Consider the following 10,917-nt stretch of genomic DNA (forward strand, 5'->3'; position numbering starts at 1 on the left):
ATCCGGGAACGGATCGCCCCGCCGCCGTCAGGGAGCCGAGGTCACGGCGCCTTCAGGAGCCGGCCATGGCCTTCTTCAGCCCGGCCGCCGCATTGCGGTAGACCGGCAGCAAGTCGAGGTCCTTGTCCGGGTAGTTGACGATCTCGACCTGCTTGGCGCCCGAGTCGGGCAGCACGGTCCCGGTCGACATGTGGGCGTTGTCCAGGACGAGCGCCGGCTTCTTAGCGGACAGCTCGGCCAACTGCGCCGGGGTGACCGCCTCGGGGCCGTACGTACCGACCGTGGTGGCGCCGGCCAGCTTCGCGGACCAGGCGGTGAAGACCTGGCTGACGACCGCCGGGCTGCGGCCGCCGGGCCAGCCGGCGCGCACGTCCTGCGAGAGCCTGGCGTACTCGGTGTCGAAGGAGGACGTCCAGCTCGCGGCGGCCTCGCCGGTGCCGAACAGCGTGCCGAGCCGGGCCACTTCGGCCTTGACCTTGTCGGGGTCGTTGTCGAGGTTCACCTCGACCAGCTCCGCCTTGGACCCGGCCGCCTGCTTGATCTTCGCCGCGTAGGGCTCGAAGGGCGCGTACAGCACGAAGTCGGCCTTGGCGACGGCGGCGAGGTCGGAGGGCTTGGGGTCGTAGTCCGGCGCGTGGTGCACGGACTGGGGCACGATCACCTTGACGTCCTCGGCCCCGGCGGCCTTCGCGAAGGCGCCCTCCCAGCTGGTGGTGACGACGACCACCGGCTTCTTTCCGCCCTTCGCCGCCGTCGCCGCTGTCGCCGGGGCCTTGCCGTCGCCGTCACCTCCGTCGCTGCCGCAGCCTGTGACCAGGGCGAGGGTCATGGCCGCGCTCAGTGCGAGGAGGGATGCGAATCGGACGCGGGTACGCGCCATGAGCTGATTCTCCGTTCGGGGAGCAGATGGACCACGAGGACGACCGCCCCCGCGGTGAGGACCAGGACGGGCCCGGGAGGCCAGTCCAGCCAGAGAGCGGTGAGGAAGCCGACGAGGTTCACGGCCACGCCGATGCCGACGGCCCACCCGGTGATCGACCGCAGCGACGTGCCGAGCCGGCGTGCGGCCAGGGCCGGCAGCAGGGTCAGCGCGTCCACCAGCAGGGCGCCGGTCAGCTTGATCGCCCCGGCGACGGCCACCGCGACGAGCACCAGCAGCACCGCCGTCAGCGCCTGGACCGGTACGCCCGAACACTGCGCGAGCTCCCGGTCGTACAGCAGCAGTGCCACCTCGCGCCGCCGCCACCAGAACAGGGCCGGTACGAGGACGGCGAGAGCCCCGAGCACCACCAGATCGGCGGTGCCCACCGACAGGATCGAACCCCACAACAGCGCGAACGCACCGGAGGCGTTGACCCCGGACACGGCGAGCAGCAGCAGCGCGGCGGCGATGGCCAGGCTCATCAGCAGACCCATCGCGCCGGAGAGGCCGTCCGGGGTCCGGGCGAGCGGCGCCACACCCGCTCCGGCCAGGGCGCAGGCCACCAGGGCGCACAGCATCGGGTCCAGACCGGTCAGCAGGCCGACGGCGATGCCCAGCAGCGCGACGTGCATCATCGCGAACCGCACCGGCATGATGTCGAGACCGACGATGACCACACCGATCACCGGCAGTCCGATCGCCGCCAACAGCAGCGCGGCGGCCGCCCGTTGTACCGGAAGCAGTCGCAGCAGCTCGCCCACGTCGGCGGTGGCCAGGGTGTTCACCGGACCTCCCGCAGCCGGCCGGCGGCCATCTCCAGTACCCGGTCGCAGCGTTCGGCCAGCGCGCGGTCGTGGGTGACGACGACGAGGGTCACGGGCAGCGAGGTCAGTACGTCGGCGGCCTCCTCCTGACCGTCGAAGTCGAGTGCCGCGGTGGGCTCGTCGGCGAGCAGCACCTCGGCTCCGGCGGCCACGCAGCCGATCGCCCGGGCCAGGTACATCCGCTGCAACTGGCCGCCGGACAGCGTGTGCAGGGGGCGCCCGGTCAGCCGGCCGACCCCCAGCCGGTCCGCGGCCTCGGCGGACCGTTCCGGCGCGGCTCCCGACGCCAGGAGCTCTTCCCCGAGCAGCGGGAACCGGCCGGCCGCGGGCTTCTGCGGAATCCAGGCGCAGGCGCGCCGCCGCCAGGCCCAGTCGGCCGCCGAACCGGTCCCGCGGCCGCCGACCAGGATCGTGCCGCTCGCCTGCCGGTGCAGACCGAGCACGGCGCGCAGCAGGGTGGTCTTGCCGGAACCGTTGGTCCCGGTCAGCGCGACGCGCTCACCCGCGGCGACCTCCAGGTCCACACCGGCGACGGCCTCGACCCGCCCGTGGCGGCAGCCCACCCCCCGCATCCGAATGTCCAGCCCGCCCATCCCACGCCCTTCCGCACTCGGTTGCCCGCCGTCCGCACGGGGTAGGAGTCGCACGGCGGGCGCTGCGGGTTCCGGAGCGCGGAGCCTTTTCCGCTCAGGCCATCCAGAAGAAGACGGCCGTCATCCGCTTGTCCTCCAGGGTGTGGCCCCAGTACGCCGTGGCGGTGTGGATCAGGTTGGCGGAGTAGAGCAGCAACCGGTTGGCCCGGTGCGGGACCCGTACGTCCTCGACGAAGGAATCCGGAGCCACGAAGCGGGTGCCCAGCGCGTCGACCAGGTTGTTGTGCGGGGCGGCGACCTGGTTCCCGCCCAGGGAGCCGCCCGGCAGGCTCTGGCGGTAGAAGCTGGTCCCGCAGTCCTTCGGCACCTTGGGGTTGAGGTAGAGGACCGCGGCGTAGCGGCAGAGCGTACGGGAATCGGTGTGGGGCCGCGGCTCGCACTCGCCCTCGCCGACGACCTGCACGCAGTTGTGGTTGAAGGTGCCGCCGCCGGTGGGCTGTTGGGCCCAGATCCGCGGCGCGCCGGTCGCCTTGCGCACCAGCCGCTCCACCTGCGCCAGTTCCTCGGGCTCCAGCGCCGGCATCGAGCGCATGCCCGGCCAGGCCTCGGGCTTGTGGGGGTAGCCCTCGGTCCAGTCGTCCCGGGCGAGCAGCCGCTCCCGTACGGCCTCCGGATCGGGCAGTACGTCGTCCAGTTCCCAGTAGTCACGCCCGCGGGTCGGCTTGCGGTAGGGCAGGACAGGCAGGGGCGGGGGTCGTAGAGGCATGGCAGGGAAGCTAGTTGACCATGCGCGGGCCCCTCGCCACCGAACCGGTCAACGTTGCGTCAAGGGTTCACCATGGGCCGTGGCCGTGATCGCTGGTGGGGTCGTGGGGTCGCTGTCGCGGTCCCTACCTCTCGGCCAGGCCCTCGCCCTGTGCGGCCTCGATGCCCGCGTGCAGATCGTGCGCGGCGTGCACGGTCGCGCCGGCCGACAGCGCGAGGCACGCCAGGTAGGCGGCCGTGACCAGGTGCCGGATCCGCGGCCGGGGCGGGGCCGCGTCGGACTGCTGCTGCAGCAGGGCAGCCACCCGGCGGGGGACCGGTCCGGTCGTCGCGGCCAGGGCCAGGCCGGGGCGGCTCGTCGTACGGGAGGCGAGGGCGGCCTTGCCGATCGCCCGGGCGGTCAGGCGGCGGTCGCCGACCGCGTCGGCGGCGGACTCGTCGGCGCAGCGCTCCAGCGCGTACGCCAGCGGCTCGCGCAGGGCGTGCAGCGCGGGATGGCACAGGGCGGCCAGCTCCACCGCGGCCACGAAGACGTGGTGGTGCTCGCGCAGGTGGGCGCGCTCGTGCGCGAGCAGGGCCGCCCGCTCGTCGGGTGCCAGGGTGCGCAGCATCCCGGTGGTCACCACGATCCGGCCGGGCCGGCCGGGCAGCGCGTAGGCGTCGGGGCAGTCGTCCCGCAGCACGACGAGCTCCCCGTCGGCGCGGGCCGCCAGCCGCCTGGAGCGGCGCAACTGGGCCAGCCGCGCGTGCACCGCGCGCACCAGCACGGCGGTGCGCCAGGCCAGGACCGTGGCGGCCACGACGGCCACGGCGATCATCGCGTCGGCGGAACCCGTGGAGAGCGGGGTGAGCAGCTCCCCGAGGGCGGCGACGACGCGCAGGTGCGTGGCGCCGGGCACGACGAGCAGGGCGAGCGAGGTGATGCTGCCCGCCGCGAGACCGACCGCGGAACCGGCCAGCAGCCAGGCCGCCCGGCGGGGCGGGAGGTGGGAGGCGAGCCGGCGGGCCGCGGGGCCGGCGAGGAAGGGCACGAGCAGCGGCAGCCACACCATGTAGCTCACGGGGCGTCCCCCTCCAGCAAGGCCCGCAGCAGCTGCTCGTCCTCGTCACTCAGCCGCGACACGAAACGGGTCAGTACGGCGCCCCGGTCCTCGGTCTTCTCCAGCTCGGCGTACATCCGCCGTGCGGTGAGGCCGGACGCGTCCTCGGTCGGCAGGTACGCGAAGCCGCGGCCCGACCGTATGCGGTCGACGCTGCGCTTCTCGTACAGCCGGGTCAGGATCGTCGTCACGGTCGTCCGGGCGAGGGAACCGCCCAGGGCGTCCTGCATCTGCACCGGGGTCAGGGGCGCGTCGGCAGCCCACAGGGCGGCGAGAACCGCGGCCTCCAGTTCGCCGGCGGGCCGGCGCTCCGCATTCGTGTCGCCCATGGGTCGAGGCTCCTCCAGACATCTCCGCCGACTGTCGTGGCCGCCCACCCTAGGCGAGCGGCCGCCGAAGGCCCAGGGCGGCCCGGACCGACCGCCAGGCATCCGCCGCGCCCCGCTCGCCGAGGAGGCCGGGCCGACGCAGGATGGGGAACTGTGATGACGGTACTGGTGGTCGGCGTCCCGGAGGGCGAGGAACTGGAGCGGCTGAGGTCGCGGATCCACAGCAACCCGCACTTCCGGGTCATCTCCCACGCCGCCGAGCCCGCCGTCGCCCTCGCGCACGCCCGGGTCCTGCTCCCCGACGTCACCGTCCTGGCCGTACCCGGCGCCCTCGACACGGATCCCGGCGCGCTCGGCGTCTTCCACGGGGTGCGCGCCCTTGACCCCCCGAGCGGCGTGGTCCTGCGTACGACGGCCACCACGGCGCCCGCGGCCCTGACCCGGCTGGCCGTGGACGGAGCCGTCCACATCGTCCGCGACGGCGACGGCGACGGCCTCATGTACGCCCTGCGGACGATCGGCCTGGCCCGGGACAACTGCGACCCGGACGACGTGCCCTGACCCCGCCGTCCGGCGCCGCCCCGCGCCCCCCTCGTCACCCGCGACCCCAGCGGCCTTCGGCGGTCGGCCGCTGGTGGGCCGGGCTGCCCCCGGCCGCGGGCGCCGCCGTCATGGCCGCCGGGATCATCTCGATGGGCCTGCAGCTGATCGGCCGCGACGGGCTCTCGCTCGCGGCGCTGGCCGGCGCCGGGGCGCTGTGGATCCTGCTCGCCGCCGACTTCGGGTACCGGCTGATCCGCGACCGCGGCAGGTTCCGGGCCGAGGCCGACACCCCGGCCGCCCTCACCGCCGTCGCCGCCACGACCGTGCTCGGCGCCCGGCTCTCCCTGTCCGGCCGGCAGCCGGCCGCCGCCGCGCTGCTCGTGCTCGCCGCCGCGCTCTGGCCCGGACTGCTGCTCCGCGTCCTGCGGCACTGGCGGCGGCGGATGCCCGGCGCGGTCTTCCTCGTCTGCGTGGCCACCCAGGGACTCGCTGTCCTGGCGGCCGTGCTGGCCACCGCCACCGGCCGCGAATGGCTGGCCGGGGCGGCACTGGCCGCCTTCGTCCTCGGGCTGCTGCTGTACGCCGAGGCCCTCGTGCGCTTCGACTTCCGCGAGGTGCTGACCGGCGGGGGAGACCACTGGGTGGCGGGCGGGGCACTGTCCATCTGCGCCCTCGCCGGATCCAAGCTCGCCGCGTCACCCGTATGGGCGGGTACGGCGCACACGGCGCTGCGTACCGCCACCCTGGTACTGCTCGGCCTCGCCCTCGCGTGGTGCGCGGCCCTGCTCGGCGCCGAGGTGCTGTGGCCCCGCCCGGGCTACGACATCCGGCGCTGGGCCACCGTCTTCCCGATCGGCATGACCGCCACCGCCTGCCTCTCCGCCGCCGGTCCCACCGGAGTCGGCTGGCTGCGGCCGCTGGGCGAGGCACTGCTGTGGATCGCCGTCGCCGCGTGGCTGCTGACCTTCACCGCCCTCGTCGTGGCCGGGTGCGCCGGCCACGACGGGCGGCGCCCTCCCGGTACGCCGTGAGCGCGACCCAGGCCAGCAGGACCACCGCCGCCGCGAGGGCCCAGCGCGAACCGTGGCGCAACGTCAGCAGGCCGCCGGCCAGCGCCCCCAGCAGCAGGGCCCCGACCGACACGATCCGGCGTACCGAGGCCGGCCCCCACGGATCGGCGGCCAGAGCGGTCAGCGTCCGGGTGAGGACCGTGGTGGTCAGGTCGGGGACGGCGAGCCGGTGCACCACGGCGTTCTGCAGACCCATGCCGAGGGCGAGCAGACCGACGACCGCCAGCCGTCCGGCGCCGCCCGCCGTCAGGGCGAGCGCGCCGCTGACCAGTACGGCCTGCACCGCCATCAGCGGCTCGAACATGCGCGCCGCCTCCGTCGCGCGGCGCAGCCGCCCGGCGGCCATCGCCCCCAACGAGAAGGCGCCGAGCGCCAAGAGGGAGGCGGTGACGGACAGTTGGCGGTCCCCGGCGAGCGCGAAGCCGAGGAAGACGACATTGCCCGTCATGTTGGCGACGAAGACGTGGTCGAGTCCGAGATAACTCACGGCGTCGACCAGCCCGCTGACGAAGGTGAGCACGACCAGCAGCGGCGGCAGCACCCCGTACGGCTGCGCCGCGCCGCCCGGCCCCGGCGGGAAGAGCCGCGCGGCGAGCGGCCGCAGCAGGCCGCGCCGTGCGGTGGACGTCATGCGGACCGTACTACCACGGGGCAGCGCATCCCCACGGCCGAGCGGACGGGCGCGCGCGGTGTCGCGGGGGTAGGGTCCCCGCATGGCCTACACCTTCCAGCTGACGATCGACTCCGCCGACCCGCACCCCCTCGCCGACTGGTGGGCCGAGGCCCTCGGCTGGGAAGTGGAGCCCAGTGACGAGGAGTTCATCCGCGGCCTGATCGCCGCGGGCCATGCGAGCGAGGACGACACCACCACCCACCACGGCGTGCTGGTCTGGAAGGTCGGCGCCGCGATCCGCCACCCGCAGGGCCTGGAGCGGGCGCCCCGCATCCTGTTCCAGCTGGTTCCGGAGCCCAAGTCCGTCAAGAACCGCCTCCACTTGGACGTCCGTACCGGGGACGACGACCCCGGAGCGGTCGTCGAGCGGCTGCTCGCCAAGGGCGCCAAGCACCTCCACGAGGGCCGCCAGGGCCCCTTCGCCTGGACCACCCTCGCCGACCCCGAGGGCAATGAGCTCTGCGTCTCCCACTGACCGGCGGCGGCGCCGGCGCCGGTCAGTGTGGCCGTGTGGACGTCATCCTCTTCGGTGCGACCGGAATGACCGGCCGGGGCGTCCTGCGCGAGTGCCTGCGTGACGACACCGTCGAACGCGTCCTCGCCGGCGGGCGCACCCTCGCCGCCGCCGACAACCGGCTGGCCGCCTCCCGTCCCGACCAGCGGTAATCCGGTTTCGAACGGTCCCTCCCGCCGTTGAGAATGAGGCATCTCAAACCGGGAGGGATTCCATGAGCCAGGACCGCCTGACTCTGCACGACCTGATGCCCGCGCACGCGCTGGCCGAGGCGATCGACGCCGGACACGTGACCCGCAAGTCGCACCCCGAGCTGCCGCTGTCCATCTACACGTACACGCGGACCGCCCAGTACGAGCGCGTCTGGAACGACGTCACCACCCGCTGCCGCGGTCTCGTCGCCGACGACACCACCGGAGCCGTGGTCGCCCTGCCCCTGCCGAAGTTCTTCAACGTCGGCGAGCACGAGTCCGGTCAGCCCTACGCGCCCGCCCTGCCGGACGAGCCGTTCGAGGTGTACGACAAGGTCGACGGCAGCCTCGGCGTGGTGTTCCACTACGCGGGCCGGTGGCGCGTCGCCTCCAAGGGCTCCTTCATCAGCGCGCAGGCCACCTGGGCGCAGCGCCGCCTCGACGGACGCGACACCTCCGCCCTGGTCCCCGGCACCACGTACCTCGCGGAGATCCTGTACCCGCAGAACCGCATCGTCGTCGACTACGGCGACCGCCGCGACCTCGTCCTGCTCGCCGCCTTCGGCGCCGACGGCACCGAAGTCGCCCTCGCCGGGGCCGCGGCCCACTGGCAGGGGGTCGGCTCCGTCGTCACCGTGTGGCCCGCCATGCCCATCGCCGAGCTGATCGCGCTGGCCGAGTCCAACACCCTGCCCGACGGCGGGAACGTCACGGGTACCGACGCCGAGGGCTTCGTGCTGCGGTTCGCCTCCGGCGTGCGCGCGAAGGCCAAGCTGTCCGAGTACGTACGCCTGCACCGGGTGCTCACCGCCGTCACCGAACGGGACATCTGGCGCAGCCACGGCATCCAGCGGTTCGCCGGCCTGCCCGCCAAGCAGCTGGCCCAGGGTCTGAACTGCACCGTGGCCGACCTCGAGGCCTCGGGCGGCAAGCCGCTCGACGCGCTGCTGGAGCAGGTGCCCGACGAGTTCGACACCTGGGTCCGCTCGGTCATCGAACGGCTCGAGGAGGAGGCCGCGCGGCGCGAGCGCGCCATCGACGAGGCGTACGCCGCGATCGCCCACCTGGCCGGCGACCGGGGCGCGTTCGCGCGGGCCGCGAAGGAACTGCCCGACGCCCGGATCCGCGGCGCACTGTTCCAGCGCCTGGACAACCGGCCGACCGAGCTCTTCGTATGGCGGCAGGTACGACCCGAAACATCCGACCCTTTCACCACCGATGAGGAGAACTGACCCCGTGTCCGAAGCCCCTGTAACCCCCGTACTCCCCGTGGTACACGTCATGACGGGGTTGCCGGCCTCCGGGAAGACGACCGCCGCGCGCGCTCTGCAGGCCGAGGCCGCCGGCCGCATGCGCCGCGTCAACCTCGACGACCTGCGGGCCATGCTCGACGTGCCGGACCCCGAGCGAGGCCGGTCCTACCGGCACGAGCAGACCGTCCTGGAGATCCAGGACGAGGCGGTGCGCGCGGCCGTCGAGGGCGGCTTCGACGTCGTGGTCGACAACACGCACCTGACCTCGCACATCCCCAAGCGGCTCAAGGCAGCCGTCGCCGGGCGCGCCATTTTCGTGGTGCACGACTTCACCGACGTGCCCCTGGAGGAGTGCCTGCGCCGTGACGCCGGGCGCGAGCGCCAGGTCGGCGAGGAGATCATCCGGATACTCGCCGACAAGCACGCCAAGGCCCGCAAGGGCGGCTGGCGGCTCACGGCGGAGTGGCTGAACGAGCAGCCGGACGTGTCCCCGTACGTGGCCGACCCGGCGCTGCCCGCGGCGGTGATGTGCGACATCGACGGAACGCTCGCACTGACCGGCGACCGCAACCCGTACGACTTCTCGCGCTGCGAGATCGACGCGCTGAACAGCCCGGTGCGCGACGCCCTGAACGCCTTCCGGCACGCCCACGGCGACACGATCGTGCTGCTGTCCGGTCGTAGCGAGGAGTTCCGGCAGCAGACGCAGGCCTGGCTGCTGCGGCACGACGTCCCGTACGACGAGCTGTGGATGCGGCCCGCCGGGGACACGCGGCGCGACGACATCGTGAAGGCCGAGCTGTTCAACGCCCACGTACGCGACCGGTACGCGGTCCGGGTCTCACTGGACGACCGGGACCGGGTGGTCGCCATCTGGCGCCGGATGGGCCTGGCGACCTGGCAGGTCAACTACGGCGACTTCTGACCGGGCCCGACCGGCCCATACTGGCGACGTGAATGTGCTGATCGTGGACGGTGCGAACGTCGTCGGGTCCGTGCCGGACGGCTGGTGGCGGGACCGGCGCGGGGCCGCGGAGCGGCTTCGTGACCTGCTGGCCGCCCGGGGAGGGGACGAGGAGATCGTCCTCGTCGTGGAAGGCGCCGCCCGGGGCGTCGAGTCGGTGCCCGGCGTACGGGTGGACTCGGCGCCCGGGAGCGGCGACGACCGGATCGTGGAGCTGGCGGCGGCCTTCGCGGAGCGCGGCTGTGTGGTGGTCACCGCCGACCGCGAACTGCGCGAGCGGGTCCGGGCGTACGGCGTGGAGTGCGTGGGGCCGCGTACCGTACGCCCGGCGGACTGATCGGCGGTCAGCGGGCCTGGAGCGCGGCGTTGAAGCCGTCGCGCAGCCGGTCGTAGGCCTGGGCGACGGTGTGGCCGGCCTCCCAGCAGGCTTCGCGGTCGGCGGGCGCGGCGGGCGCGTTCGCGCAGGAGCGGGAGGCGTAGGTCTCGGCGGCCTTGATCACCTTGTCGGCGTGCCCGCGCAGGGTGGTGAAGGCGCCCGGGTCCTCGTGGGCGATCCACGACAGGGAGGTCCTGGCGGTCTCGGCGGCTTTGGCGGCATTGCCTGCGCAGGCCGAGGTGAGCGAGGTGGCGCGCTGCGGCCAGCACTTGGAGCCGGTGCCGGACCCGTAGCGGCTCTCGGTGTCGTTGAGCAGGCCGGTGGACTTGGAGTGGATCGCCTCCGCGTCGGGCGCACCGACCCCGCGGGGCCGGTTGCGCCACTGCTGGATGACGGCGGTGACGTCCGGCCAGCTCTTGGCCGACTGGGGGCCCGTGGTGCTCCCGGTGGAAGGGGCCGCGGCGTCCGTCGGAGCCGCGGACGCGGAGACGGGGGCCGAGGCGGGCGGCGAAGCCGGTACCGAGACGGCGGGCGAGGAGGCGGTGGCCGTGTCCGCGGCCTCGTCCGGGGTGGAGGAGCATCCGCCGAGAGCGGCTCCGCAGGCCGCGAGCATCGCGAGGGTGGCCAGCTTGCGGGGTCGTCCGATACGCGGCACGTGGTCTGTCCTTCACTCCGCCCGCGGGCCGTGTGCCCGCAGGTGTACAGCGCCTGTCTACCTGCCGCGCGGCGCCGGATCCACTTCGTTGTCCGGGAGGTGGGGCATGTGGTCATAAACCGGACCGCCCGGCGCCCCTCGCGGG

At 73.9% G+C, this 10,917-nt stretch carries 15 protein-coding genes; 7 read left to right on the forward strand and 8 right to left on the reverse strand.

The features are described 5' to 3' along the window. Positions 1-52: 52 nt before the first annotated feature. From ACFWB8_RS35280 to ACFWB8_RS35305, 6 genes are all read right to left on the reverse strand, one after another. On the reverse strand, positions 53-880 hold the full coding sequence (locus ACFWB8_RS35280; protein WP_385236834.1) for a metal ABC transporter solute-binding protein, Zn/Mn family: 828 nt from the start codon (positions 878-880) through the stop codon (positions 53-55). Next, positions 838-1,707 carry a metal ABC transporter permease gene (locus ACFWB8_RS35285; RefSeq protein WP_385236837.1) on the reverse strand — a complete coding sequence of 290 codons (870 nt, stop codon included), beginning with the start codon at positions 1,705-1,707 and terminating at the stop codon, positions 838-840. The genes ACFWB8_RS35280 and ACFWB8_RS35285 overlap by 43 nt, the downstream gene beginning before the upstream one ends. Next, on the reverse strand, positions 1,704-2,339 hold the full coding sequence (locus ACFWB8_RS35290; RefSeq protein WP_385236840.1) for a metal ABC transporter ATP-binding protein: 636 nt from the start codon (positions 2,337-2,339) through the stop codon (positions 1,704-1,706). The genes ACFWB8_RS35285 and ACFWB8_RS35290 overlap by 4 nt, the downstream gene beginning before the upstream one ends. 94 nt (positions 2,340-2,433) lie before the next feature. Further along, on the reverse strand, positions 2,434-3,105 hold the full coding sequence (locus ACFWB8_RS35295) for a DUF6445 family protein (protein ID WP_385236844.1): 672 nt from the start codon (positions 3,103-3,105) through the stop codon (positions 2,434-2,436). Positions 3,106-3,229: 124 nt separating this feature from the next. Beyond that, the gene (locus ACFWB8_RS35300) at positions 3,230-4,156 is read right to left on the reverse strand and encodes a M56 family metallopeptidase (RefSeq protein ID WP_385236878.1); all 927 of its coding nucleotides are present in this window, start codon (positions 4,154-4,156) and stop codon (positions 3,230-3,232) included. 5 nt (positions 4,157-4,161) lie between these two features. After that, a complete protein-coding gene (locus ACFWB8_RS35305) occupies positions 4,162-4,533 on the reverse strand; it encodes a BlaI/MecI/CopY family transcriptional regulator (protein WP_385236848.1) in 372 nt (123 codons plus the stop codon). Positions 4,534-4,689: 156 nt separating this feature from the next. On the opposite strand from ACFWB8_RS35305, the gene ACFWB8_RS35310 reads away from it, so the two are divergent. Together ACFWB8_RS35310 and ACFWB8_RS35315 are read left to right on the forward strand one after the other, a co-directional pair. Further along, the gene (locus ACFWB8_RS35310) at positions 4,690-5,094 is read left to right on the forward strand and encodes a hypothetical protein (protein ID WP_385236851.1); all 405 of its coding nucleotides are present in this window, start codon (positions 4,690-4,692) and stop codon (positions 5,092-5,094) included. Positions 5,095-5,204: 110 nt separating this feature from the next. Beyond that, positions 5,205-6,107, forward strand: coding sequence for a tellurite resistance/C4-dicarboxylate transporter family protein (locus ACFWB8_RS35315; protein ID WP_385236854.1), 903 nt, complete (start codon positions 5,205-5,207; stop codon positions 6,105-6,107). On the opposite strand, the gene ACFWB8_RS35320 is transcribed toward ACFWB8_RS35315, so the two are convergent. Next, positions 6,043-6,777, reverse strand: coding sequence for a YoaK family protein (locus ACFWB8_RS35320; RefSeq protein WP_385236857.1), 735 nt, complete (start codon positions 6,775-6,777; stop codon positions 6,043-6,045). The two genes, ACFWB8_RS35315 and ACFWB8_RS35320, sit on opposite strands and share 65 nt — an antisense overlap. A gap of 82 nt (positions 6,778-6,859) precedes the next feature. On the opposite strand from ACFWB8_RS35320, the gene ACFWB8_RS35325 reads away from it, so the two are divergent. The 5 genes from ACFWB8_RS35325 to ACFWB8_RS35345 all read left to right on the forward strand — a co-directional run bounded on the left by ACFWB8_RS35325 (position 6,860) and on the right by ACFWB8_RS35345 (position 10,078). Next, entirely contained in the window at positions 6,860-7,294 is a 435-nt protein-coding gene (locus ACFWB8_RS35325; protein ID WP_385236860.1) for a VOC family protein, read from the forward strand. 35 nt (positions 7,295-7,329) lie between these two features. After that, positions 7,330-7,485, forward strand: coding sequence for a hypothetical protein (locus ACFWB8_RS35330; protein WP_385236863.1), 156 nt, complete (start codon positions 7,330-7,332; stop codon positions 7,483-7,485). A gap of 62 nt (positions 7,486-7,547) precedes the next feature. Further along, positions 7,548-8,756 carry an RNA ligase gene (locus tag ACFWB8_RS35335; RefSeq protein ID WP_385236866.1) on the forward strand — a complete coding sequence of 403 codons (1,209 nt, stop codon included), beginning with the start codon at positions 7,548-7,550 and terminating at the stop codon, positions 8,754-8,756. Next, positions 8,743-9,702, forward strand: a complete 960-nt coding sequence (locus ACFWB8_RS35340) for an AAA family ATPase (RefSeq protein ID WP_385236869.1) — start codon at positions 8,743-8,745, stop codon at positions 9,700-9,702. Before ACFWB8_RS35335 ends, ACFWB8_RS35340 begins: the two co-directional genes overlap by 14 nt. 28 nt (positions 9,703-9,730) lie before the next feature. Next, positions 9,731-10,078 (forward strand): NTP pyrophosphohydrolase, encoded by a 348-nt coding sequence (locus ACFWB8_RS35345; RefSeq protein WP_385236872.1) that lies wholly within the window; start codon positions 9,731-9,733, stop codon positions 10,076-10,078. Between the two features lie 7 nt (positions 10,079-10,085). On the opposite strand, the gene ACFWB8_RS35350 is transcribed toward ACFWB8_RS35345, so the two are convergent. Continuing rightward, on the reverse strand, positions 10,086-10,772 hold the full coding sequence (locus ACFWB8_RS35350) for a hypothetical protein (protein WP_385236875.1): 687 nt from the start codon (positions 10,770-10,772) through the stop codon (positions 10,086-10,088). Positions 10,773-10,917 lie beyond the last annotated feature (145 nt).

Origin of the sequence: Streptomyces sp. NPDC060031, from assembly GCF_042736805.1 — a bacterium.
GTDB lineage: Bacteria > Actinomycetota > Actinomycetes > Streptomycetales > Streptomycetaceae > Streptomyces.